A 23,846-nucleotide genomic window follows, 5' to 3' on the forward strand; every position below is an offset into this window, starting at 1 on the left:
GACTCAGCTGACACCATGTCAGAGCAAGATCGCAACGTGTCGAAAACGGTGCCGTAACACGAGGTCGGTAGGACCGACGCGCTCTCCAAGAGAGGACACCCCCCGAGGATGACGACTCCGCCTAAGTCCCGCGCGGCTGCCGCGAAGGGCGGGCCGGTGGTGCTCGACGAGATCTCCAAGCAGATCATCGAGCAGCTTCAGACGGACGGGCGCAAGCCGTACGCCGCGATCGGCAAGGCCGTGGGCCTGTCGGAGGCCGCGGTGCGCCAGCGGGTGCAGCGCCTGCTGGACCTCGGCGTCATGCAGATCGTCGCCGTGACCGATCCGCTGACCCTGGGCTTCCCCCGCCAGGCGATGATCGGCATCAAGTGCGAGGGCGACCTGGAGCAGGTCGCCGACGAACTGTCGCAGATCCCCGAGATCGACTACGTCGTGCTCACGGCCGGCTCGGTGGACATCATGGTCGAGGTGGTCTGCGAGGGCGACACCCACCTGCTGGAGATCCTCGGCAAGATCCGGGCCATCTCCAGCGTGCGCGCCACCGAGACGTTCGTCTACCTCAAGCTGCACAAGCAGACCTACTCCTGGGGCACGCGCTGACGTCTCCCGAGTCGTGACCGCTTCTAGGTTATGACGGCGACGGCGCGTACGGGGGCTCCGTCGGCGGCGTGGAGCCGCAGCGGCAGCAGGGAGACCTCGACGGCGCGCCCGGCGGCCTGGGCCTCCAGGAGCGGGCCGAGGTTGCGGAGGTTCTCCGCGATGACGCCGTGCGCCCCGCACAGCACCCGGTGCGCGGGCAGGTCGGCGGGAGCCGGAGTCGGGTCGACGCTGAGGGCGTCGACGCCGACGGTCCGCACGCCCGCGGCGACGACCAGGCGGGCGGTCTCCGCCTCCAGGTACGGGTGGGCCAGGTAGCCGGGTGTGCCCCAGTGGGCGTCCCAGCCGGTGGCGACCAGCAACACGGTCCCCGGCCCGAGCCGCCCGCCGACCGGGCCGAGCATCGCGGGGGTGATCGGCGCGTGCGGCGGCAGGCCCCGGGCGTCGAGGACCGCCGCCGGGCCGAGGAACCGCTCCAGCGGCAGGTCGCCGAGCGTGGGCAGCGCGTCGTCGATGTGGCACGGCGCGTCCACGTGAGTGCCCGACTGCGACCCGAGGTGCAGGCGGAGGACGTTCACGCCCTCCTCCGCCACCGTGAGAGCGGGCGTGATCTCCACCTCCGGATCTCCGGGATAGACCGGCATGCCACTCACAACGGGCACCGACAGGTCGACGATCATCGCTTCTCCCCCGCGTCCGGCCCTGCCCGGCGCGAGCGGGCCGTTCAGATCGTACGACCGGTGAAGGGATCAGTAGAGGTCCGTCCGGCGGTCGCGGTGGACGTCGTTGCGGGGGCCGGTGGCCTTGTCCCTGGCCCGGGTCAGGTCGCAGTCGGCCGTCAGCACGGCGGGGCCGTCCGTGAGCACCGGCCCGGCCAGCGGGTATCCGTCCGGGCCGATCAGCGACGTGCCGCGGACCCAGCTCATCCCGCGTTCGTCCGCGCACCGGTCAGCCCCGGCCAGCCTCTCCCACCCGGTCACGGTCGGGCCGTCGGCGGGCTCCGCGAGGCTCCTCGCCTCCTCGGCGCCGGTGAAGACGTAACCGCTGTTGACGAGCTCGGGCAGCACCACCAGCCGCGCGCCGGCTCCGGCCGCGTCCGTGATCGCCGCCTCCGCGGCGGCCCGGTTCGCCGCGGGCTCGCCCACCCGCGGCGCGACCTGCGCCACGGCGACCCGCGTCACGGCCGTACGCGGTGATCCCGGGGTTGCTTCGATCACGGTGGGCCGGCCTGTCATGCGTTCCTCCAGGTCAAGCGGGACCGCTTGAGTGTGCCTCACGGCCTCGAATAAGGACAATTGGGGCTATCACGGGAAATAGGCTCCACGATGTGGACACGCACACCACGGTGGAGGACCTGCTGCGCTCCCCCGCGCTGCAGCTGAGGGTCGTGGCCGGTGAGCGCGGCCTCGGCAGGTCGGTCTCCTGGGCCCACGTGAGCGAGCTGGAGGACCCGACCCCCTGGCTGCTCGGGGCCGAGGTCATCATGACGACCGGCATCGGCGTGCCGCGCGCCGCCGCCGCGCAGCGCGCGTACCTGGAGCGGCTGGACGACGCGGGGGTGGCCGCGCTCGCGCTCAGCGCGGGCCTGCACGTCCCGCCGCTGCGCCGGGCCTTCCTCGACGCCGCCGAGGAGCGGGGGTTCCCGGTGCTGGAGGTGCCGCTGGCCGTGCCGTTCATCGCGATCGCGCAGGAGGTCGCGGCGGCCGTGCAGGAGGACGCCCGGCAGCGGCTGGGAGCCCAGCTCCAGGTGTTCGGCGCGCTGCGCTGGCTCGCCTCGGAAGGGCTCGACACGGCGGGGCTGTTCCAGCGGCTCGAACGGCTGTCGGGGTACGCCATCCACCTGAGCACCCCGCAGGGGCGTCCGCTGCTGCCCGGCGTGCCCGCGCCCCCTCCCGGCGTACGGCTGCCCGCCTCGGCGGACGCGCCGCCGACCATCCCCGGCGGTTTCGCGCTCCCGGTCCCCGCGCCCGGCGGCCCGGCGGGGTGGCTGGTGGCCTTCGAACGGCAGGGCGCCCGCCCGGCCGGGCTGGCCGTGGTGCAGCACATCGCGACCGTCGCCGCGCTGCGGCTCGCGATGGTGCGCAGCCGGCGCGAGACGCTGCGGCGGCAGGGCGCGGAGACGCTGGCCGAACTGCTGCAGGATGTGCTCGACCCGGAGACCGCCCGGCGCAGGCTCGCCCTCATGGGCCTCCCGCCGGGCGACGAGATCGTGCTGCTCGTGGTGCGCGACGCCGAGGACGACGCCGTCGTGGGCGCCCTCGGCGAGCACCCCCACCTCATGCTCCGCCGCCACCGCGACCTGTACGTGCTGACGCCGGCCTCCGTGATCACCGGCGACGCGGGGACGGGAGCCGCGCCGCGTGACCCGCGGGAGGACGGCCGGGCGGGCGACGGAGAGGCGGGGACGGCGTTGCGGGAGATCCCGGGGATCGCGGCCGGTATCAGCCGCCCGCTCCCGCCAGGGTCGTCGCTGCGGGTCGCCCAGCGCGAGGCGCTGTGGGCGGCCTCCCGCGCCGCCGAGTCGGGCCGGCCGCTCGTGACGTACGGCGAGGACACCACGGGCCGGTGGCTCCCGGACGACGTGGGCGTGCTGGCCGCCCTGGTCGAGCACGTGCTCGGCGACGCCCTGCGGTACGACACCGAGCACGGATCGGATCTGGTCACGTCGGTGCGGACCTGGATGGAGCGCGACCGCCGCGTCGACGACGCCGCGCGGGCCCTGCACGTCCACCCCAACACGCTGGCGTACCGGCTGCGCCGGTTCGGGGCGCTGACCGGCCGCGACCTGTCGGCGACCGGCGACTTCGCCGAGGTGTGGCTGGCCATCCGCGCCGCCTCCCAGCTCGGCGGTCTCTAGGGCCGGTACGGACCTCGGTCTCAAGACGGCTTCGCAGGCCCGGGTGGCTCGCGGTGCCGCGATCTCATGCCCGGCGGTGGCTCACGCCGGATCCGGGAGATCCGTCGACGCGAGCCTGGCCGGGTCGATGACGGTCGAGATGGCGACGATCCGGCCGTCCACGACGGTGAACGCCATGACCGAGAGCGGAGTTCCGTCCTCGCTCCAGGAGACGAATCCGGGAAGGCCGTTGACGAGTACCGCTCGCCCTCGCGCGGCCGCGCCGGCGGCGACTCGCGCGGTCGCGCCGGCGGCGACCTTGGTGGCGCCGAGGACGACGACCACACCGTCGGAGGTGTCGACGGTCAGCTTCACCTCGGGGTCGAGCACGCGCAGCAACCCCTCGAAGTCGCCGCCGTGAGCCGCCGCCAGGAAGGCCTGGACCACCTCGCGCTGTTCCCGTCCGGCGGCCCTCGGCCGTCCGGGCTCCTGAGGGTTCGCCCGCACCTTCCCGCGGGCGCGGCTGGCGAGCATCTTGGCGGCGTCGGCGGACCTGCCGAGAATCCGGCCGATCTCGTCGAACGGCACCGCGAACAGGTCGTGCAGTACGAACGCCAGCCGCTCGCTCGGCCGGAGCGATTCCAGGACGACCAGAAGTGCGACCCCGACCGAGTCGGCGAGCGCCACGTCGTCCTCCGGCGCGGGCCTGTCGTCGGCCGTCACCACGAGTTCGGCCAGCCGGTCGTCGTAGGGCGCCTCGGGGCGCGCCCGGCGCGACCGCAGAACATCCAGGCTGATCCGGCCGACCACCGTGGTCAGCCAGCCGGCGAGGTTGTCGATGGTCGCCGTGCCCTGACGGGAGAGCCGCAGCCAGGCCTCCTGGACCACGTCCTCGGCGTCGGCCTGCGAGCCGAGCATGCGGTAGGCGACCGCGCGCAGCCGGTCGCGCTGGGCCTCGAACGCCTCGCTCACCGGGTCGGCCGGGCTGGTGTCGGACATGTTGTTACCTTCCTCGAATCTGCCACGTCATGGGTGATGACGGGCCCGGACGGGCGCAGGTAACCGATGAAGGGGCGATACCGATGGAAGCACGCATGAAGAGCCGGGCGAATCCCGACGTGACGACGGCGATCCAGCACCTGTACAAGGCGATTCACGCCGGTGGCGTCGACCCGCGCGTGCTCGACCTGGTCCACCTGCGGGCCAGCCAGATCAACGGCTGCAGCCCGTGCGTCTTCGCCGGGGTCGCGGCGGCCAGGAAGCACGGGGAGGCCGACGAGCGGCTGCACAACGTGGCCGCCTGGCGCGAGACGCCCTTCTTCACCGAGGCGGAGCGAGCCGCGCTCGCGCTGACGGAGGCCGCCACCCGGATCCAGGACGGCGCGCCGGGTGTGACCGACGAGATCTGGGACGCCGCCGCCGCCCACTTCGACGAGGCGCAGCTGTCCGCGCTCAATCTGGAGATCGCGCTGACCAACTTCTTCAACCGGATCAACCGTACGATCCGGGAGCAGGCCGGCACGACCTGGTGACGTGGGCGGGGCGTCGTCCGTCCGGATGCCGCGCCCTCCGAAGCGAGGGATGACGCCCCGCCGGGTCAGCGGATGCCGACATAGAAGCGGGTCTGGTCGCTGCGGTGGAGGGCGTGGTAGGCCTCGAACCTGGTGTTGTCCTCCAGCCACGCGACCGACTCGATGCCGAGCAGCGGCGTCGAGGTGGAGACCTCCAGGAGCGCCGCGTCCTCCCGGCTGGGGAAGACCGCCTCGATCCAACGGTCGGCCGCCGCGGGCTCGATGCCGTACCGGCGGCGCAGCGTGTCGTAGAGCGACTGGTTCTCCAGGACGACCCGCTCCAGGCCGGGGACGAGCCGGGCGGGCAGGGCGGTCTCCACGAGCAGCCACGGCTGGCCGTCGACGCGGCGGAGCCTGCGCAGCCGTACGACCTGCTCCCCCTGCGGGATCCGCAGCAGCGCGGCCTCCCTCTCGTCGGCCTCGCCGAGCGTCTGCCGGATGGTCTGGGTGGTCACCCGGCGCCCCGACTCCCGCAGGTCGTCGGCGGATCCGGACGTCGACCCGACGAACCTCAGCTCGGTCTTGCGGGGGGCGACGAAGGCCCCCTTGCCCTTCACCTTGTAGATCAGGCGCTGCTGGACCAGCTCGCGCAGCGCCTCCCTGACCACCGTGCGGGAGACGCCGAACAGGTCGCTCAGCTCTGCCTCCGACGGCAGCGGCCGGTCGGGGCCGCGCTCGCCGCTCTCGATCTCCGCGCGCAGCGCCCGCATGAGCTGCATCCACAGCGGTTCCGCCCCGTCACGGTCAAGGGGCGGATAGGTCAGGGTCACGGAAACCTCCTCGGCGGCACCGCAGCAGCATGCCCGACCAACGCCTGTCACTACAAGTGGCCGGAGCTGTCATCAAGATTACCCATGACCTCCGCACAGGTCTGACCAGAAAGAGCCTCTTGACATGCCCGAAACGCCGTCTTAGTTTGCTTGTCACTACAGGCCTGTAATGACAAGTCGGCATCTGGGCCGACGTGTCCCAGCCGATCTCCCCCCTCGCGAACCCGCTCTGTCTGGAGACACCATGCACATGCGTCCCACACGCCGGCCCTGGCGCGCCGCCTCGGCCGCGGCGATCTCCGCCCTCGCCGTCCTGGCCGCGGGCTGCGGCTCCGGTGGTTCCGGTGACACCGCCGACGCCGCGGACGGGGCCGCGAGCGGCGGCAGCGGCGGCGGCAAGCCCTTCATCGCGCTGAGCAACGGCTTCATCGGCAACGGCTGGCGGCAGACGATGATCGCCAAGTTCGAGGCCGCCGCCCAGCAGGCCAAGAGCGACGGGCTGATCGGCAAGTACAAGGTCGTCAACGCGCCCGGCGACAACTCCGCGACCGAGCAGGTCGCCCAGATCAAGAGCCTGCTGCTGCAGAAGCCCGACGCCCTGCTCATCGACCCGGCCTCGCCGACCGCGCTGCAGCCCGTCATCCAGCAGGCCTGCAACTCGGGCGTCAAGGTCGTGGTCTTCGACTCGGCCATCGACGCGCCCTGCGCGCACGTGCTGCAGAACAGCTTCGTCGACTGGGCGACGTACGCCGCCAAGCCGCTCCTGGAGGGCATCGGCGGCAAGGGCTCGGTCATCGTGAGCCGCGGCGTCGTCGGCTCCCAGCCCGAGGCCGAGATGCTCGACACCACCAAGAAGATCCTCGGGGACTACCCCGGGGTGAAGACCGTGGCGACGGTGACCGGCATGTGCGACGGCGCCACCGCGCAGAAGGCGGTCCTCGGCGTGCTGTCCAGCGTGCCGAAGGTCGACGGCGTCATCGGCTGTGGCGACGGCTACGGCGTCGCCCAGGCGTTCGCCACGGCCGGCAAGCCGGTGCCCGCGGTGGACTTCGAGACCAACGGCCGGGCGCTGAGCTACTGGCGGGACAACAAGATCAACAATGGCTCGGTCGCCGTCATGTCCGACCCCGGTCAGTCGGTCGCGGCCCTCTGGGAGGCACTCGACCTGCTCGACGGCAAGGACGTGCCCAAGCAGATGACCTTCCCGATCGTCCTGATCGAGCAGAAGGACCGCGACGCCTGGGCCGCGGCGCTCAAGCCCGACGAGTACGCCGCCTGGCCGTGGACCCGCGAACTGTTCCGGCAGCAGGTCGAGGCCGTCAAGTCCGGTGGCGAGCCGGTGCGGCCGCCGATCCCGTCGGCGCAGGGCTGACCCGCTCCACCCACCCGACGGCACGCAGGAGACGGAGGAGACCCGGGATGCACGTCGACAATCTCCCGGCCGGCGGCGCCGCGCCGCCGGGCACGGACACGGGACCGGCCGGTCCGCCGCCCGTCGTCACCGCCAGGGGCGTGACCAAGGCGTACGGGCGGACCCGGGCCCTGGCGGGCGTGGACCTGGCGGTCCGCGCGGGTGAGGTGCTCGGGCTGGTCGGCCACAACGGCGCCGGCAAGAGCACGCTCATGCGGGTCCTCGCCGGGCTGGAGCCCTGCGACACCGGCACGGTCCTCGTCCACGGCCGCCAGGCGTCCGCCGGAGACTTCCGCACGGTGCGGATGGCCTACCAGGAGACGTCGCTGTGCCCCGATCTCACCGTGGCGGAGAACATGTGGGTGTCGTCGCGGCACTGCCTGCCCCGCGTGCGGTGGCGGCGGGCCGCGAGCGACGCGGTGCGCCGCCGCCTCGACGACATGTTCCCCGGTCACGGCGTCTCCCCCCGCGACCGGGTGGAGGACTTGTCGCTCTCCCGCCGTCAGATGGTGGAGATCGCCCGCGCGTGCCTGGTGGACCGGCTCGACCTGCTGATCCTCGACGAGCCCACGGAGTCGCTCGGCCCGGACGCCGCCCGGTCGCTGTACGCCTACGTGCGGCGGCTGACCGAGGCCGGGACGGCCGTGCTGCTCATCTCGCACCGCATCCGGGAGGTCCTCTCGGTGGCCGACCGCGTCGCCGTCCTGCGCGACGGCGCGGTCACCGCCGAACGGCCCGCCTCCGGCCTGACCGAACCGGACGTCCTGGGGCTGATGGGCGCGCACGTCGCCGCTCCGCCGACGTTCGGGGCGCCGGCCGCCACCGGGAGCACCGCCCGCGACACGGTGGCCGAACTGCTCGGGGCCACCGGCCCCGGCCTGCGGGAGGTCACCCTGCGGGTCGGCAGGGGCGAGGTCGTGGGCCTCGCCGGGCTGGCCGGCCAGGGCCAGCAGGAGGTGCTCAAACGCCTGTGGCGGCCCGTCCGGCGCGACACCACCGTCGGCGTGAGCCGGGCGTACGTGCCCGGCGACCGGCAGCGCTCGGGGGTGCTGCCCCTCTGGAGCGTGGGCGACAACCTGATCGTGACCGCGCTGCGCGGGATCGCCCGGCGCGGGCTGCGCCGCCCGGCGGAGGAGCGCGCGGTCGTCGCCGACTGGGTGAAGCGCCTGTCGATCAGGGGCGGCGCGGAGGCCGGGATCACCGAGCTGAGCGGCGGCAACCAGCAGAAGGTCATCGTCGCCCGCGCGTTCGCCTCCCCCGCCGGGCTCGTGCTGCTCGACGACCCGTTCCGGGGCGTGGACGTGCACACCAAGACCGATCTGTACGGCCTGATCCGGCAGGAGGCGGCGAAGGGCCGCAGCGTCGTCTGGTACTCCAGCGAGAACGCCGAGATGGCCCACTGCGACCGGGTCTACGTCTTCCGCGCCGGCCGGGTGGTGGCCGAGCTCACCGGCGAGGAGATCTCCGAGGAACGCATCATCGGCGTCTCCTTCGCCGAGAAGGGAGAAGACGGCTGATGGCCCAGCTTCTCGCCCCCGCCCTGCCGGGCCGGGCGCGGATGCGCCGCTCCGCCCCCGCCGCGGTCAGCACCGTGGCCCTGATCGTGATGATCGGCGTCTGCTCGTCGCTCCAGCCGGGCGTGCTGACCGTGGAGGGCCTCACCCTGGTCCTGTCCGCGACCGTGCCGCTGGTGATCGCCGCGCAGGCCCAGATGACGCTGATGGCCGTCGGCGACATCGACCTCGGGATCGGCAACTTCGTCGGCCTGGTCACCGTGGTCTCCGCCACCCTGCTGGTGTCGTCGCCCCTGAAGGGCGTCCTCGTGCTGGCCGGGCTGGTCGCGGCGTACGCCGTCCTCGGCCTCCTCATCCACCTGCGTCAGGTGCCGGCGCTGATCGCGACCCTCGGCGCGTCGTTCGTCTGGCTCGGCCTCGGGCTGTTCCTGCTGCCCACGCCCGGCGGCACGACCCCGGGATGGCTGGCGTCCTTCGGGGCGTGGCAGCCGGCCGGCCTCCCCGCGCCGCTGGTGCCCATCGTGGTCGTCGCCCTGCTGGTCTACCTGCTCTCCGCGCGCAGCGCCCTCGGGGTGCGGATGCGCGGCCTCGGCAGCAACCCGGTCGCGCTGCGGCGGGCCGGGCTGCGCCCGGCGGCCTCCCGCGTCGCCGCCTACGCCACGGCGGGCGTGCTCGGCGTGCTGTCGGGCCTCGTCCTGGCCTCCCAGACGGGCGGCGGGGACGTGTCGTCGGCCTCCAGCTACACGCTCATGACGGTGGCCGCGGTGATCCTCGGCGGCGGTTCCTTCGCCGGCGGCACCGCGGTGCCGTGGGGCGCGGCCGTCGGCGGGGTGACGCTGGGCCTGGTCAGCGTGGTTCTCAGCCTGCTCGACGTGCGATCCGACATGCAGTCGGCCGTACAGGGAGTGATCGTCCTGGCCGTGCTCGCCGGCCGCGTCGTCGTGGGGAAGGTGCTGCGATGAACATCCGCGTGGCCGGGCCGCGCTCCTGGAGCGGCCCCTGGGTGTGGGGCTTCGCCGCCGCCGCGCTCGTGTGGCTGGTGATCCTGGTCATCTCGGGCCAGGGCGGCGGGCAGACGGTCTCGCTGGCCCTGTCCCTCGCGCCCTACCTCGTCATCGTCGGGCTCGGGCAGATGCTGGTCGTCACCGCGGGCCCGGGCAACATCGACGTGTCGGTCTCGTCGGTCATCTCGCTCGCCGGGTTCGTCTCGGTGGCGGCGGCCTCCGCGACCGGATCGGCGGCCGTCGGCGTCCTCGCGGGCATCGGCGCCGGCGTCCTCGTCGCGGCGGTCAGCACCGTGGCCATCCTCGGCCTGTCCGTCCCCCCGATCATCGCCACGCTCGCCGCGGGGCTCGTCGCCTCGTCGATCACGCTGTCGACGGCCAACGGCTTCACCGCCGTGCCGGACGCCGGTCTGCGCGCGGCGCTCAACCTCCGCCCGGCGGGCGTGCCGGTCCTCGCGCTGGCGATCGCGGTGCTGACCGTGCTCGTCGCGGCCCTGCTGCGCCGTACGGTCTACGGGCGGTCGCTGGTCGCGGTGGGGCAGAACCGCCGCGCCGCCGAACGGGCGGGCATCCCGGTCGCCCGGGTGGTCGCCACGACGTACCTGCTGAGCGGGGCGCTCGCCGGGCTGACCGGCGCGCTGCTCGCCGCCTACATCGCGCCCTCGGCCGACCTCGGCACCCGCTACCTGCTCGACTCCGTGGCCGTCGTGGTCATCGGCGGCACGCTGATCTCCGGCGGCCGGGCGGTCCCGGTGGGCGTGTGGGGCGCGGCCCTGTTCTTCATCCTCCTCGACGGCCTGGTCAACCTCGTCGGGTGGAGCACCGCGGCGCAGAACCTGCTCAAGGGCGGCCTGGTGCTCTTCGTCCTGTTCCTCGCAGGCGGAGGCGACCGGAGCGGAGGCCTTGCCTCCCTGTTCAGACGGCGCCCGCGACCCGCGGCCGCCACCCCAACCACCATCACCACCACTATCACAGGAGACGACACCGATGGCTGACACCGACGGCCTGCTCGACGCCCACGACTTCGGCACGTCCGGGCCCGCGGCGGGCGGCTTCCACGTCAAGGGCGCGCACGGGCAGGACTGGGGCCTGCGCAACCGCCTGTCGCGCATCTTCCGGCCGGACACCGGGCGCACGGTCATGCTGGCCTTCGACCACGGCTACTTCGTCGGGCCGATGGCCGGGCTGGAGCGCCTCGACACCCGGATCGCCCCGCTCACGCCGGACGCCGACGCGATCATGATGACCCGCGGCGCGCTGCGCACCAGCATCCCCCCGGCCACCGGCGCGGGAATCGTGCTGCGCGCCAGCGGCGGCCCGAGCATCCTGCGCGAGCTGTCCGACGAGCACATCGCGCTCGACATGGAGGACGCGCTGCGCCTCAACGCCGCCGCCGTGGCCATCCAGGTGTTCGTCGGCGGCGAGCACGAGTCGCGGTCGGTGGCCAACCTGGCCGCGCTGGTCGACGCCGGTCAGCGGCACGGCGTGGCCGTGCTCGGCGTCACCGCCGTCGGCAAGGACATGGTCCGCGACGCGCGCTACTTCCGCCTGGCCACCCGGATCAGCGCGGAGATGGGCGCCCACATCGTCAAGACGTACTACGTCGAGGACGGCTTCGAGACCGTCACCGCGAGCTGCCCGGTGCCGATCATCGTCGCGGGCGGCAAGAAGCTGCCGGAGCTGGACGCCCTGACGATGGCCTACCGGTCGATCCAGGAGGGCGCGGCGGGCGTCGACATGGGCCGCAACATCTTCCAGAGCGAGAGCCCCGCCGGGATGCTCGCCGCCGTCCGCGGGGTCGTGCACGACGGGCTCAAGCCCGAGGAGGCGTACGAGATCTTCAAGGAGAAGGCCGCCGGCGCCGCGATCTGAACCCCCAAGGGCGCGGGTCCGGCGAGCGCGCCGCCCGCGGACCCGCGCCCGCCATTCCCCCGGGAGCCTCCCATGTCGCACCATGTCCCCTCCGGCGAGCACGACGTCGTCGATCTCGCCGTCATCGGAGCCGGTATCAACGGGCTCGCCATCGCCCGGGACGCCGCGGCCCGCGGCCTGCGCGTCGTCGTCGTCGACCGCGCCGACGTGGGCTCGGGCACGTCGAGCACGTCCAGCCGGCTCATCCACGGCGGCCTCAAGTACCTGGAGCGCTACGACTTCGCGCTCGTGAACGAATCCATCCGGGAGCGGCACCTGCTGTTCCGCACCGCTCCCCACCTCGTCCGCGACTACCCGATGCTGATCCCCTTCTACAAGGGGAACACTCGGCCCGGCACGCTGATCCGCCTGGGCCTGCTGGCGTTCGACGTGCTGGCCCTGAACCGGGGACGCGGCCTGAGCCGGACCGTGCCGGTCCGCAAAGTGGCCCGCAGATGGCCGACGCTGTCCCGCGACGGCCTGCGCGGGGCCGCGCTCTTCCACGACGCGCAGGTGCCCTGGGCGGAGCGGCTCTGCGTCGAACTGTTCCTCGACGCGCGCCGCCTCGGCGCGCGGGTGCTCACCTACACCTCCGTCACCGGACTCGTCGTCGAGGGCGACCGCGTCGCGGGCCTGCGCACCGAGGACGTGCGGACCGGGGAGAGCAGCGAGATCCGGGCCGCCGTCACCGTCAACGCCGCCGGGCCCTGGATCGACCGGATCCTCGACGGGCAGATCGAGAGCCGCCGCCTGAACGGCGGCACCAAGGGCAGCCACGTCGTGCTCGACCCGTTCCCCGGCGCCCCCGACACCTGCATCTTCTTCGAGGCGGCGGCCGACGGCAGGCCGATCTTCGTCTTCCCCTGGCAGGGCCGCTACGTGCTCGGCAGCACCGACCTGACGTACGAGGGCGACCTGGACGAGGTCGTCGCGAGCGACGCGGAGATCGACTATCTGCTCGCGGAGACCAACCGGATCTTCCCGGGGGCCGGGCTGACCTCCGGCGACGTGCTGTGGAGCGTCGCCGGGATCCGGCCCCTGCCGTACACGGCCGGGGTGTCGGACAACGCGAAGATCAGCCGTGGGCACACGGTGCTCGACCACGGCCCGGCGTACCGGGGGCTGCTGACCGTCATCGGCGGCAAGCTCACCACCCACCGGGCGCTCGCGGAGGACGTCACCGACGCGGCGCTGCGCGCGCTCGGCCGCCGCCCCCGCCCGTGCGTCACCCGGGAACGGCCGCTGCCCGGCGCGGAGACCTCGGCCTGGCCGGAGTTCGTCCGCGACTTCCTGCGCGACTCCCCGCTCGACCGGGCGTCCTCCCGCCGCCTGCTCCAGCTCTACGGCGTCCGCGCCCGCCGGGTGCTGGAGATCGCCGCCGGGGACCCCTCGCTCGCCGAGGTGGTCGACAAGGAGACCGGGGCGCTCGCCGCCGAGGTCGTCATGGCCGTGCGCGAGGAGGGGGCGGTGACGCTGGGCGACGTCATGCTGCGACGTATCCTTGTCGGTCTCAACGGCGACATGGGCCTGGACAGCGCCGCGACCTGCGCGGACGTCGCCGTACGCCACCTCGGCTGGGACGAGGACCGGGCCCGCTCCGAGGTGGCCGCGTACGAGAAGGAGTTGCGGCGTCACCGTCCCCGGGCTCTGGCCGAGGCGGCGGGCGGGGGCGTGGGCGGGAGCAATGGCAGCGGGAGGACGGCATGACGAACCAGGCCACGTGTTACATCGGGGTCGACGTGGGCCTCACCGCGTCGAAGGCGGCGGCGTTCGACGCGGAGGGCCGCGAGGTGGGGGTGGTGCACGCCCGCACGCCGCGCACCAGCGTGACGGCCCACCGCCATGACGTGGACATGGCCGGGCTGGCCGAGACCGTCGTGTCGCTGCTCGGCGATCTCGCGGGCAAGCTCGCGGCCGACGGCTACGTGCCGGCCGGGATCGGGGTCGCGGCGCACGGCAACGGGCTCTATCCCGTGGACGAGTCGCTGCGGCCGGTCGGGCCGGCCATCGCGTCGTCCGACAGCCGGGCCCAGCGCATCGTGGACGCGATCGAGCCGGAGGCGGCCCGCCGCCTCGCCGCCGAGACGGGCTCCATCCCGTGGGCCGCCCAGCCCGCCGTGCTGCTGCGCTGGATGCACGACGCCGAGCCGGAGGCGTACGCGAGGACCCGGTGGGCGCTGTCGTGCAAGGACTGGGTGACGTCCCGGCTCACCGGTGTCCCGAGCGCCGACTACAGCGACGCGAGCGCGTTCGGGATGGTCGCGCTCGACACCCGCGCCTACACCCCGACGGCGCTCGAACTCGTGGGGCTGCCGGCCGCGGACCTCGGCCGCTTCCCGCCGCTGCGGGAGTCGGGGCAGATCGTCGCCGGGCTGAGCGCGCGGGTCGCGGAGCTGACCGGGCTGCCCGAGGGGCTGCCGGTGATCGCGGGCTGCATGGACTGCGTGGCCGCGACGCTCGGCGCGGGCGGCCGGGCGCCTGGCGACGTCACGATCATCGTGGGGACGTGGGCCATCAACGGGGTCGTCGTCCCCGCGGCGACGCCCGCGCCCGAGGTCACGCTCAGCGCGCTGATGCCGGACTCGGGCACGATGCTCGCCATGGAGGTCGCGCCCACGTCTGCCGCCAACCTCGACTGGCTGAGCTCGGCCTCGGCCCCGCACCGGCAGACGGGCGGCGGCGTCCCGGCCGCAGACCTGCTGGAGGAGGCGGCGACGGTCGCCGCGGGCGCCGGCGGGCTGCTGTTCCTGCCCTTCGTCAACGGCGCCCCGGAGCACCCGGCGGCCTCGGGGACGTTCCTCGGCCTCTCCGCCGTCCACCGTCGCGGGCACCTCACCCGCGCGGTGATCGAGGGGGTCGCCCAGTATCACCGCGTCCAGCTCGACCGGGTCCTGGCCAGCGGGGCCGACGTCGGCGACCGGCCCTGGCGGCTGGCCGGCGGCGGCGCGCGGTCGGAGGTCTGGGCGCAGGTGTTCGCCGACGTGCTCGGCCGGCCCGTCCGGCGGCAGCTCACCAGCGAGCTGGGCGCGCGGGGGGTCGCCTCGCTGCTGCCCGCCGCGCTCGGCCACAGCGACGTGCCCTGGTCGGTCAGCGACACCGACGATCTGTGCGTGCGTCCCGGCCCCGCCCGGGAGGCGTACGTCCGGCAGGCGGAGGTGTTCGACCGGTGCCTCACCGGGATGTCGGCCGCATGGGTGGAAATCGAGCGGTACCGTACGGCGGGGTTCGAACCCGCTCCCGCGGCCTCCGCGGGCTGAGCCCCGCCCGCCACTCCGGCGTGGATCCGTCGTCGCGTGGCGCCCGCGTCGCGGGCGCGTGGAGGCCGGACGTCGCGCGGGACGTCCGGCGGACGCGTGACCCGGTGTCGCGGCCGTGCGGGGCCGCGAACGCCGTGGGCGTCACGGTGACGGCCGCGCGGAGACGGCGGGTGCGGGGGCGGTGTGCGGGCGGCAGGTGTCTCACCTGCCGCCCGCGCCCGCCGCGAACGCCCCGGCGCCGTCAGATCTTGGGCTTGTGCGCCTGGTAGAGCCAGGCGTCGAACAGGGCGCCGAGGTCCTGGCCGGAGAGCCGCTCGGCGAGGTCCACGAAGTCCTTCGTGGTGACGGTGGAGTGCCGGTTCTCCTCCGTCCAGGTGCGCAGCAGCGTGAAGAACGTCTCGTCGCCGATCTTCTTGCGCAGGGCGTGCACGGTCATGGCGCCGCGCGTGTAGATCGCGTCGCCGTCGAACATGCCGGCGCGCCCCGGATCGCCCGTCTTGAGCTTCCAGAAGTCGCCGCCGCTCTTCTTCTTGTAGAGCTTCGCGAAGGTCTTCTCGGCCGACGGGCCGCCGTGCTGCTCCTCGTAGAGCCACTCGGCGTACGTCGCGAAGCCCTCGTTGAGCCAGATGTCCTTCCAGCTCCGCAGGCCGACGCTGTCGCCGAACCACTGGTGGGCCAGCTCGTGCACGATGACCAGGTCGTCGGCCATGCCCTTGTCGTACACCGGCCTGCCCTGGGTCTCCAGCGAGTAGAGGACGCCGAGCCGGTCGGCGATGCCGCCGGTGGACGCGAACGGGTAGGCGCCGAAGACCTTGGACTCCCACCTGATCGCCTTGGCGGTGGTGCGGTGCAGGTACCTGAACTCCTTGGCCAGGGAGGGGTCGTACGCCGTGATGTTGGGGATGCCGTCGACGACGCCCTCGGTGACCTTGAACTTCCCGATCGCGACCGTGGCGAGGTACGGCGCCATGGGCTGGGACATCTCCCACCTCCACGTGCTGTAGCCGCCGCGGACGCCGACGATCCCGGAGTTCTTCGGCTCGCCGTTCGCGAGGACCGTGACGCCGTGGGGCGCGGAGATCTGGAAGCTGAAGGTGGCCTTGTCGCGGGGGTTGTCGTTGACGGGGAACCAGCTGCGGGCGCCGTCCGGCTCGGCCACGACGACGGCGCCGTCCGTGGTGTCGATCCAGCCGGAGGCGCCGAGCGCCTCGTCCTGGATCGGCTTGGGCCGGCCCGCGTAGGACACCTCGACCGTGAACTTCTCCCCCGACGGCAGCCCGTGCCGGGGAGTGACGACGAGTTCCTGGCCCTTCCGGCGGTACGCGGCCCGCTTGCCGTTCACCTCGACCCGGCTGATCTTCGGCCCGGAGAAGTCGAGGTTGAAGCGGGACAGGTTCGTGGTCGCCGTGGCCGTGATCGTGGTGGTGGCGCTGATGTGGTGCGTCTTCGGCGTGAACCTCAGCTTGATCGTGTAGTGGCCGGCGTCGTACCCGCCGTTGCCCGCGTGCGGGAAGTACGGGTCTCCCAGGCCGGCGGAGCCCGGCGTGTAGGTGTCGGCCAGGGCCGCGGGGGCGGCGACCAGGGAGGCGGTCAACGTGAGACCGGCGGCGAGGGCGGCCGCCAGGGGGGATGATCTGCGAAGCATGAGCACCATCGTGGTGCATCACGCCGCAAGATTGACACTTGTTGCGATTTATGGGGGTTTTCAGGCTGGACCAATGATCACGAATCCCCGAAACAGGCGGAAATCCTCCGATAGGCTCGGGGACCTATGCGGATCGCCAGCGTCTCCTTCCGGTACGGACGGCGCGACCCGTGGGTCCTGTCCGACGCCGACCTGGTCCTCGGCCCGGGGGACGTCGCCGAGGTCGCGGGCCCGAACGGCACCGGCAAGTCGACCCTCCTGCGGCTCGCCGCCGGGCTGCTCAGGCCTGTACGCGGACGCGTGGAGGACCGCCCCCGGGTCGTCGGGTACGCCCCCGAGCGCTTCCCCGCCGACCAGCCGTTCACGGTGGCGGCCTACCTGCGGCACATGGCGGCGGTCCGCCGGGTGGCCCAGGACGCGATCGGCCACTGGAGCGAACGGCTCGGGATGGACCACCTGCTCGGCCGGAACCTGCCGGACCTGTCCAAGGGCAGCGCCCACAAGGTGGGCCTCGCCCAGGCGCTGCTCGCCGAGCCGGGGCTGCTCGTGCTCGACGAGCCGTTCGCCGGGCTCGACGCCGCGACCCGCGCCGAGCTTCCCCGGATCATCGCGGAGATCAGCGCGCGCGGCGGGATCGTGGTGGTGAGCGACCACCAGGGCGACCTGCGTGACTTCCCCGGCCTGCGCCGTTTCGAGGTCCGCGACCGCGCCGTACGGGCACTGGAGCCGGTCGAGAAGGCCGGCGAGGCGCCCCTGACCGTGCTGGAGGTGGCGGTGCCCACGCCGAAGGCCGCGGAACTGGCCGACCGCCTGCGCGCCGAGGGGTGCACGGTGCGTATCACGGCCCGCGTCGCCCGGGAGGCCGCGGAGTGACCCCCGTGATCGCCCTGACGCGGTTCCGCGTCGCCGGATACGTCGCCTCGCACCGGGCCCTGCAGCCGTTGCTCGCGCTGCTGGCGCTGCTCGCGATCCTCTACGCGGGCGCCGTGCCCGCCGGTCAGGAGATCGCCGCCACGGCCGACTCGGCGGCCATGCTCGTGCCGGTGCTCGCGTGGGCCGCCCGCGGCCTGCTGGACACCGAGCCGGACGAGCAGCGCGCCGTCGCCCTGTCCGCCCTGGGAGGGCGGGAGCCGGTGAGCGGGCTGCTGGCGGCGTTCACGTCACTGCTCGTGCTGTCCGCGATCGCCGAGGCCGCGTTGCTCGCCCGCCTGGCGGGTTCCCCCACCCTCGGCGTGCTGCTGACCGGCGTGTGGCTGCATCTGCTGTCGGCGGCGGCGGGGCTCGTCCTCGGTGCGCTGACGAGCCGCCCGATCCTGCGCTCCCCGGCGGTCTCCACGATGGCCCTGATCTTCGGCTACCTGTGGATGCTGGCGCTCAGCTTCGCCGGGGCCCGCTGGTTCACCGTGCCGGTGATGGCCTGGATGCGGGACGCGCACCACGGCGTGCTGCTGGAGCAGCCACTCCTGCTCACGGCGCAGTCGCTGCTGTGGCCCGCGATCGGCCTGGCGGCCTACACCTGGCTGCGCCGCACCCGGCCGTGACCCGCCACGGCCGGCCCGCTACGGCTGCGGCGCGGCGGCGAGCTGGCCGCACGCCCCGTCGATCTCCCGGCCGCGGGTGTCCCGTACGGTGACGGCGACGCCGTGGGACTCCAGGCGGCGGACGAAGGCCCGCTCGTCCTCGGGACGCGACGCGGTCCACTTCGAGCCGGGGGTGGGGTTGAGCGGGATGAGGTTGACGTGCACCAGCTTGCCCTTGAGCAGGCGGCCGAGCAGGTCGGCCCGCCACTCCTGGTCGTTGACGTCCTTGATCAGCGCGTACTCGATGGAGACCCGCCGCTTGGTCCTGGCCGCGTAGCTCCAGGCCGCGTCGAGCACCTCGGCGACCTTCCACCGGGTGTTGATCGGCACGAGCGTGTCCCTGAGCTCGTCGTCCGGAGCGTGGAGGGAGACGGCGAGCGTCACCGGCAGGCCCTCCTCGGCCAGCTTGCCGATCGCCGGCACCAGGCCGACCGTGGAGACGGTGACCCCGCGGGCCGAGATGCCGAGGCCCTCCGGTGAGGGATCGACCATGCGGCGGACGGCGCCGATGACGGCCTTGTAGTTGGCCATCGGCTCGCCCATCCCCATGAAGACCACGTTGGTGACGCGGCCCGGCCCGCCCGGGACCTCGCCCCGGGCCAGCGCCCGCGCCCCCGCGACGACCTGCTCGACGATCTCGGCGGTGGACATGTTGCGGGTGAGCCCCGCCTGTCCCGTCGCGCAGAACGGGCAGTTCATGCCACACCCGGCCTGGGAGGACACGCACATCGTGACGCGGTCGGGATAGCGCATGAGGACCGACTCGACCAGCGAGCCGTCGAACAGCTTCCACAGGGTCTTGCGGGTGGTGCCGCCGTCACAGGTGATCTCGCGTACGGAGGTCAGCAGCGGAGGCATGAGCTGCTCCACCAGCCGCTCGCGCAGCGGCGCCGGCAGGTCGGTCATCTGCTCCGGCGAGCCGGTCAGCCGGGTGAAGTAGTGCCGTGAGAGCTGGTCGGCGCGGAACGGCTTCTCACCGATCTCGGCCACGGCCGCCCTGCGCTCGGCCATCGTCAGGTCGGCCAGATGACGCTGCGGCTTGGCCCGTCGGGGCGCGACGAAGGTCAGCTGCCCGGTCTTCGGCTGCTCGCTCACGCGAAACCCTTTCCATCTCGTCGCGGCCGTCCTCTTAACGGCTGCCGCGAGCGGTTCTACATTCTGTCTGGCGGCGAAATCCCGCAGGCCTACGAGAGGTGAGGTGTGGACATCACTGTCGTGCTCACCAGCCCCAACCCCTACGGGAGCCGCACGCTGACGATCGAAGCCGACCGGACCTCCTCCGTAGCTTACCTTCGCGACGCGCGGGGGATCGTCCACGGAGCGGTCTGGCTGGCCAACCACGTGCCGGCGCCCGCCGAGGACGACCCCGCGCGGGTGGACGCCGGGCTGCCCCCGGTGCTGCCCGCGGCCCGCACCACGCGGCCGCAGGGCACCGCGCCGCTCGACCCGGCGGCGCTGTCGGTGCTGTGGTTCGAGGAGGGCGACGGCGTCGCCCTGTACGAGAACGGCGAACTCCTCGCGGTCATTCCGTCGTGGGCCGACCTGGAGCGCGGCCTGCCGGGGTACGCCAGGGACGCGGTCGGGGAGTCGCCGTACGCCTGGTCGCTTACCGAGGCGCTGGAGGGCCTGGCCCCCCGCGTGGCCAAGGCCCGCGCCTACTGGCAGTGGCGGCAGGCGGAGGGAAGCTGGGCCACCTTCCAGCAGTTCGTGCTGGGCCACCTCGACAGCAGACTCGGCCCGCCGGGACGCTACTGGGACGTCGGCGGCGACCGTCTCCCCCTCGTCGGCGTGAGCGAACGCCCGCCGACGTTCACCAGGGACTACACGGTCCTGTCGACCGTGGGCATGAGCTGCCAGCGGATGCCCACCGCGGAGATGTACGACACGGCGTGCCGGGTGGAACTCGCGCTCGCGACCAGGCAGGATCCGAGGGTCGCCGCACGGGTGTTCGCCTGGCTCGGGCAGTACCCGTGGCGTTCGGTGACCTGGCTGGGGCATGGTCACACGGCCCGCTGGTTCCAGAAGCCGGCGACGTTTCCCCTGGGCGGCGGGCACGAGGGGGTCCTCATGCTGATGGACCCGCCAGGACTACCGGATATGTCTGGATTCATGTTTGGCGGGGACGTCGTACGGTGGCTGTGGCTGCTCCCGCTCACCGACGCCGAGCTCCGCCTGGTGGCCGAGCACGGTCACCGGGCGGTGACCGAGCGGCTCGCCCTCACCAGCCGGATCTGACCCGGCGACCGGTTCCTCAGGCGACCGGTTCTTCAGGCGGCCGGGACGAGCAGTGTGAGCAGCAGCCAGACGGGGACGAGCGTGAACAGCAGCGAGTCGAGACGGTCCATCGCGCCGCCGTGGCCCGGCAGCAGCGTGCCCATGTCCTTGATCCCGATGTCGCGCTTGATCACCGATTCGACCAGGTCGCCGAGCGTCGCGCAGGCGACTCCCGCCAGCCCGACGATCGCACCCGCCCAGTATTCGCCGCCCAGCAGGAAGTGCACCAGTAAGGCGCCGGCGACGACGCAGGCGAGGGTGGACCCGGCGAAGCCCTCCCAGGTCTTCTTCGGGCTGATGAGCGGCGACATGCGGTGCTTGCCGAGGAAGATTCCGGCGAAGTAGCCCCCGATGTCGCTGCAGACCGTCACCGCGACGAACACGATCACCCGGTCGGGCCCGTCCTCGGGCGCCAGCAGCAGGGGCACGAACCCGGCGATCAGCGCCGGATAGGCGGCGACGAACAGCGCGCCCGTCGCGTCCTTGACGAAGCCCTCGGCGCCCTGGAACATCCGCCAGGTCAGCAGCACCATCACGGTCACCGCGAACGCGCCGACGAGGAACGTGGCGCCGCCCCAGTACGGGCCGAGCACCATGGCCGCCATACCCGCGAGCAGCGGCGCGGGGGGCACCCGCACCCCGTGGTCACCGAGCGCCTTGACGATCTCGTGCACTCCGACGCCGACGGCCACCAGGACCACGACCAGGAACGCCACCTTGACAAAGTAGAGCGAGCCGATGACCACCGCGCCCAGTGCGACCCCGACCGCCACGGCGGCCGGGAGGTTGCGCCCGGTGCGGCCGGTCGCCTTCCCGGCGTCTCCGGACGGGCGCCCCGGCACGCCCGCGTCCGCCGGATCATCCCTCTCGGTGCCGTGTCCCGCGCCGGAGGGGCCGGTCGCGCCCCCCGCCGGGTTCCGGTCGCCGGCGGCAGCAGTTCCGTCCACAGCGTCTCACTCTCCATATACGCGTGATCCTTGTGCCGCACCTGCCCATGGCGCGGCACAAGGATCACGGTCATGCCGTACGGCCCTAGGTCGTATCTGACAAATCAAGCCCTGTCAGGCACTCCCCGGAGACCGCGGCGTCAGACCTCGAGCAGCTCGGCTTCCTTGTGCTTCAGCAGCTCGTCGATCTTCGCGACGTGCTTCTGGGTGAGGTCGTCGAGCTCCTTGACCGCGCGGTGGACCTCGTCCTCGCCGGCCTCGCCGTCCTTGACGAGCTTGTCGAGGATCTCCTTGGCGTGCCGCCGGATGTTCCGCACGGACACCCGGCCGTGCTCGGCCTTGTTGCGGGCGACCTTGATGTACTCCTTGCGGCGCTCCTCCGACAGCTCGGGGAACACCACGCGGATCACGGTGCCGTCGTTGCTGGGGTTGACGCCGAGGTCGCTGTCGCGGATGGCCCTCTCGACCCCGCTCAGCGAGCCCTTGTCGTACGGCTGGATGAGCACCATGCGCGCCTCGGGGACGTGGAACGACGCGAGCTGCTGGATGGGCGTCGGCGACCCGTAGTAGTCAACGTTGATCTTGTTGAACATCGAGGGCGTGACGCGGCCGGTGCGGATGCTCGCGAAGTCGTCCTTGGCGACCGTCACCGCCTTGTCCATCTTCTCCTCGGCCTCGAGGAGGGTTTCGTCGATCACTGCGGCTCCCTACTTCCCTGCCGGACTCACCAGCGTGCCGATCTTCTCACCGCGGACCGCCCGCAGGATGTTGCCCTCGCCCATGAGGTCGAAGACCACGATGGGCAGGCCGTTGTCCATGCACAGGCTGATCGCGGTGGCGTCCATGACCCCGAGGCCCCGCGTCAGCACCTCACCGTACTCAAGCTGGTCGAACCGGACCGCGTCGGGGTTCTTGCGCGGATCCGAGTCGTACACGCCGTCGACCTGGGTGCCCTTCAGCAGCGCCTCGGCGCCGATCTCCAGCGCGCGCTGCGCGGCACAGGTGTCGGTCGAGAAGAACGGCGATCCGAGGCCCGCGCCGAAGATGACCACGCGCCCCTTCTCCAGGTGGCGGATCGCGCGGCGGGGCAGGAACGGCTCGGCCACCTGCTGCATCGTGATGGCCGTCTGCACCCGGGTGTCGATGCCGCGCTTCTCCAGGAAGTCCTGCAGGGCGAGACAGTTGATGACCGTCCCCAGCATCCCCATGTAGTCGGCCCGGGCGCGGTCCATGCCGCCCTGCGACAGGGCCGCGCCGCGGAACATGTTGCCCCCGCCGACGACGACGGCCACCTGCACGCCCTCACGGACGGCCTCGGCGACCGAGTCCGCGAGCTGGGCGACGACGCGCGGGTCGATCCCGAGGGACTCGCCACCGGCGAACGCCTCACCCGACAGCTTCAGCATCACCCGCTTCCACCGCAGCGGCCCGTCGTACGACGAAGCCGCCGGCGTGGCGGGTCTGGTGTTCTCCTGCACGGCGGCGGCCTCCTCGTGTCGCGTGGGTCGATCCTGGCAATTAAGCCTAAGCCTGGCCGACCTTGTAGCGGGTGAAGGCCAGGACCTTGACGCCGGCCTCGTTCGCGACCTTCGCGATGGTCTTCTTGTTGTCCTTGACGAACGCCTGCTCAAGGAGCGTGAAGTCCTTGTACCAGCCGTTGACCCGGCCATCGACGATCTTCGGGATGGCGCCCTCGGGCTTGCCCTCCTCGCGGGTCATCTGCTCGAACAGCGACCGCTCCTTCTCGATGACCTCGGCGGGCACCTCGGCGGGGCTGAGGTACTTCGGGGCCATCGCGGCGGTGTGCTGGGCGATGTCCTTGGCGATCTCGGCGTTCGGCGTGTCGAGCTGCACGAGCACACCCACGGCCGGCGGGAGCTGCGGGTCGGTCTTGTGCATGTAGGAGGTGATGAAGCCACCCTCCAGCACCGAGAACCGGCGGATCTCGATCTTCTCGCCGAGCGCCGCGTTGGCCTCGTCGAGCAGCTCCTTGACGGTCTTGCCGTTCAGCTCGGACTCGAGCAGGGACGGCACGTCGGCGGGCTTGCTCGCGGCGATGTGCGCGACGATGTCGGCGGCGAGCTCCTGGAAACGCTCGTTCTTGGCGACGAAGTCGGTCTCGCAGTTGAGCTCCAGCAGCGCCGCGAGGGAGTCGCCCTCGTGCTTGACGGCCACCAGGCCGTTCGACGCGGTGCGGGCCTCGCGCTTGCCGACGTCCTTGGCGCCCTTGAGGCGCAGGATGTCGACGGCCTTGTCGAAGTCGCCCTCAGACTCCTCGAGCGCCTTCTTGCAGTCCATCATGCCGGCGGCGGTCAGCTCACGAAGCCGCTTGACGTCGGCCATGTTTACGGAAGCCATTGTCCATTTCCTCTTCGGGACCCGGATGCGAATCGTCATGGGGGCGGGGCCGCCCGGTGTGGCGCGCCCGCCCGGTGGAGCCGTGGGCGCCGGTGCCCGGTGCGGCACCGGCGCCTGGGACCAGGTCTTCCCTGGGGTCCCCGCCTGTCGGAAGCGGCCGGAGGCCGCGCC

Annotated in this window: 23 protein-coding genes and 1 pseudogene; 14 read left to right on the plus strand and 10 right to left on the minus strand. The window is 72.7% G+C overall.

What is annotated here, in order from left to right; all coding sequences use genetic code 11:
- The first annotated feature begins 108 nt into the window (after positions 1-108).
- Positions 109-600, plus strand: a complete 492-nt coding sequence (locus tag F5972_RS35560; protein WP_150940352.1) for an Lrp/AsnC family transcriptional regulator — start codon at positions 109-111, stop codon at positions 598-600.
- A 23-nt stretch (positions 601-623) separates the two neighbouring features.
- On the opposite strand, the gene F5972_RS35565 is transcribed toward F5972_RS35560, so the two are convergent.
- Positions 624-1,277, minus strand: a complete 654-nt coding sequence (locus F5972_RS35565) for a cyclase family protein (RefSeq protein ID WP_150940354.1) — start codon at positions 1,275-1,277, stop codon at positions 624-626.
- Positions 1,278-1,346: 69 nt separating this feature from the next.
- The gene (locus F5972_RS35570; RefSeq protein ID WP_150940356.1) at positions 1,347-1,832 is read right to left on the minus strand and encodes a nitrilase-related carbon-nitrogen hydrolase; all 486 of its coding nucleotides are present in this window, start codon (positions 1,830-1,832) and stop codon (positions 1,347-1,349) included.
- Positions 1,833-1,924: 92 nt separating this feature from the next.
- Between F5972_RS35570 and F5972_RS35575 the strand changes: the two genes are divergently transcribed.
- On the plus strand, positions 1,925-3,454 hold the full coding sequence (locus F5972_RS35575) for a PucR family transcriptional regulator (RefSeq protein WP_150940358.1): 1,530 nt from the start codon (positions 1,925-1,927) through the stop codon (positions 3,452-3,454).
- Positions 3,455-3,535: 81 nt separating this feature from the next.
- Here the strand turns inward: F5972_RS35575 and F5972_RS35580 are convergent, their stop codons facing one another.
- A complete protein-coding gene (locus tag F5972_RS35580) occupies positions 3,536-4,432 on the minus strand; it encodes a sigma-70 family RNA polymerase sigma factor (protein WP_150940360.1) in 897 nt (298 codons plus the stop codon).
- Positions 4,433-4,515: 83 nt separating this feature from the next.
- Here F5972_RS35580 and F5972_RS35585 point away from each other — a divergent pair, with 83 nt between their 5' ends.
- On the plus strand, positions 4,516-4,965 hold the full coding sequence (locus F5972_RS35585) for a carboxymuconolactone decarboxylase family protein (RefSeq protein ID WP_150940362.1): 450 nt from the start codon (positions 4,516-4,518) through the stop codon (positions 4,963-4,965).
- 65 nt (positions 4,966-5,030) lie between these two features.
- Here F5972_RS35585 and F5972_RS35590 read toward each other — a convergent pair whose 3' ends face one another.
- Positions 5,031-5,774, minus strand: a complete 744-nt coding sequence (locus F5972_RS35590; protein ID WP_150940364.1) for a GntR family transcriptional regulator — start codon at positions 5,772-5,774, stop codon at positions 5,031-5,033.
- Between the two features lie 250 nt (positions 5,775-6,024).
- Here F5972_RS35590 and F5972_RS35595 point away from each other — a divergent pair, with 250 nt between their 5' ends.
- The 8 genes and pseudogenes from F5972_RS35595 (at position 6,025) to F5972_RS35625 (ending at position 14,871) form a co-directional block, all read left to right on the plus strand.
- The gene (locus F5972_RS35595; protein WP_225312195.1) at positions 6,025-7,146 is read left to right on the plus strand and encodes an ABC transporter substrate-binding protein; all 1,122 of its coding nucleotides are present in this window, start codon (positions 6,025-6,027) and stop codon (positions 7,144-7,146) included.
- 170 nt (positions 7,147-7,316) lie between these two features.
- Positions 7,317-7,745: pseudogene (locus F5972_RS39630) on the plus strand (ATP-binding cassette domain-containing protein); the annotation flags it as partial.
- A gap of 213 nt (positions 7,746-7,958) precedes the next feature.
- Positions 7,959-8,702, plus strand: a complete 744-nt coding sequence (locus F5972_RS39635; RefSeq protein ID WP_449843642.1) for an ATP-binding cassette domain-containing protein — start codon at positions 7,959-7,961, stop codon at positions 8,700-8,702.
- Positions 8,702-9,661, plus strand: a complete 960-nt coding sequence (locus F5972_RS35605; RefSeq protein WP_150940370.1) for an ABC transporter permease — start codon at positions 8,702-8,704, stop codon at positions 9,659-9,661. Before F5972_RS39635 ends, F5972_RS35605 begins: the two co-directional genes overlap by 1 nt.
- Complete coding sequence (locus tag F5972_RS35610; RefSeq protein WP_150940372.1) at positions 9,658-10,698, plus strand: ABC transporter permease; 1,041 nt, start codon at positions 9,658-9,660, stop codon at positions 10,696-10,698. Before F5972_RS35605 ends, F5972_RS35610 begins: the two co-directional genes overlap by 4 nt.
- Complete coding sequence (gene lsrF, locus F5972_RS35615; protein ID WP_150940374.1) at positions 10,691-11,575, plus strand: 3-hydroxy-5-phosphonooxypentane-2,4-dione thiolase; 885 nt, start codon at positions 10,691-10,693, stop codon at positions 11,573-11,575. Before F5972_RS35610 ends, lsrF begins: the two co-directional genes overlap by 8 nt.
- A 72-nt stretch (positions 11,576-11,647) precedes the next feature.
- On the plus strand, positions 11,648-13,321 hold the full coding sequence (locus F5972_RS35620) for a glycerol-3-phosphate dehydrogenase/oxidase (protein ID WP_150940376.1): 1,674 nt from the start codon (positions 11,648-11,650) through the stop codon (positions 13,319-13,321).
- Positions 13,318-14,871: an FGGY-family carbohydrate kinase gene (locus tag F5972_RS35625; protein WP_150940378.1), complete on the plus strand. Its 1,554-nt coding sequence runs from the start codon at positions 13,318-13,320 to the stop codon at positions 14,869-14,871. The genes F5972_RS35620 and F5972_RS35625 overlap by 4 nt, the downstream gene beginning before the upstream one ends.
- Positions 14,872-15,112: 241 nt before the next feature.
- Here the strand turns inward: F5972_RS35625 and F5972_RS35630 are convergent, their stop codons facing one another.
- Positions 15,113-16,516, minus strand: a complete 1,404-nt coding sequence (locus F5972_RS35630; protein ID WP_150940380.1) for a M1 family metallopeptidase — start codon at positions 16,514-16,516, stop codon at positions 15,113-15,115.
- 126 nt (positions 16,517-16,642) lie between these two features.
- Between F5972_RS35630 and F5972_RS35635 the strand changes: the two genes are divergently transcribed.
- Together F5972_RS35635 and F5972_RS35640 are read left to right on the plus strand one after the other, a co-directional pair.
- Entirely contained in the window at positions 16,643-17,389 is a 747-nt protein-coding gene (locus tag F5972_RS35635; RefSeq protein ID WP_150940382.1) for an ABC transporter ATP-binding protein, read from the plus strand.
- The gene (locus F5972_RS35640; protein WP_150940384.1) at positions 17,386-18,057 is read left to right on the plus strand and encodes a hypothetical protein; all 672 of its coding nucleotides are present in this window, start codon (positions 17,386-17,388) and stop codon (positions 18,055-18,057) included. Before F5972_RS35635 ends, F5972_RS35640 begins: the two co-directional genes overlap by 4 nt.
- 18 nt (positions 18,058-18,075) lie before the next feature.
- Here F5972_RS35640 and rlmN read toward each other — a convergent pair whose 3' ends face one another.
- Positions 18,076-19,191 carry a 23S rRNA (adenine(2503)-C(2))-methyltransferase RlmN gene (gene rlmN, locus F5972_RS35645; RefSeq protein WP_150940386.1) on the minus strand — a complete coding sequence of 372 codons (1,116 nt, stop codon included), beginning with the start codon at positions 19,189-19,191 and terminating at the stop codon, positions 18,076-18,078.
- Between the two features lie 105 nt (positions 19,192-19,296).
- Between rlmN and F5972_RS35650 the strand changes: the two genes are divergently transcribed.
- Positions 19,297-20,331 (plus strand): suppressor of fused domain protein, encoded by a 1,035-nt coding sequence (locus F5972_RS35650; protein ID WP_150940388.1) that lies wholly within the window; start codon positions 19,297-19,299, stop codon positions 20,329-20,331.
- Between the two features lie 32 nt (positions 20,332-20,363).
- Here the strand turns inward: F5972_RS35650 and F5972_RS35655 are convergent, their stop codons facing one another.
- The 4 genes from F5972_RS35655 to tsf form a co-directional block, all read right to left on the minus strand.
- Entirely contained in the window at positions 20,364-21,317 is a 954-nt protein-coding gene (locus tag F5972_RS35655) for a phosphatidate cytidylyltransferase (protein ID WP_225312196.1), read from the minus strand.
- 140 nt (positions 21,318-21,457) lie between these two features.
- Positions 21,458-22,015 carry a ribosome recycling factor gene (gene frr / locus F5972_RS35660; protein ID WP_150940390.1) on the minus strand — a complete coding sequence of 186 codons (558 nt, stop codon included), beginning with the start codon at positions 22,013-22,015 and terminating at the stop codon, positions 21,458-21,460.
- Positions 22,016-22,024: 9 nt separating this feature from the next.
- Positions 22,025-22,723 (minus strand): UMP kinase, encoded by a 699-nt coding sequence (pyrH, locus tag F5972_RS35665; protein WP_244460937.1) that lies wholly within the window; start codon positions 22,721-22,723, stop codon positions 22,025-22,027.
- 118 nt (positions 22,724-22,841) lie between these two features.
- Entirely contained in the window at positions 22,842-23,675 is an 834-nt protein-coding gene (gene tsf, locus F5972_RS35670; RefSeq protein WP_150940392.1) for a translation elongation factor Ts, read from the minus strand.
- Positions 23,676-23,846: the final 171 nt, after the last annotated feature.

Origin of the sequence: Microbispora cellulosiformans, from assembly GCF_008728085.1 — a bacterium.
Taxonomy (GTDB): domain Bacteria; phylum Actinomycetota; class Actinomycetes; order Streptosporangiales; family Streptosporangiaceae; genus Microbispora; species Microbispora amethystogenes.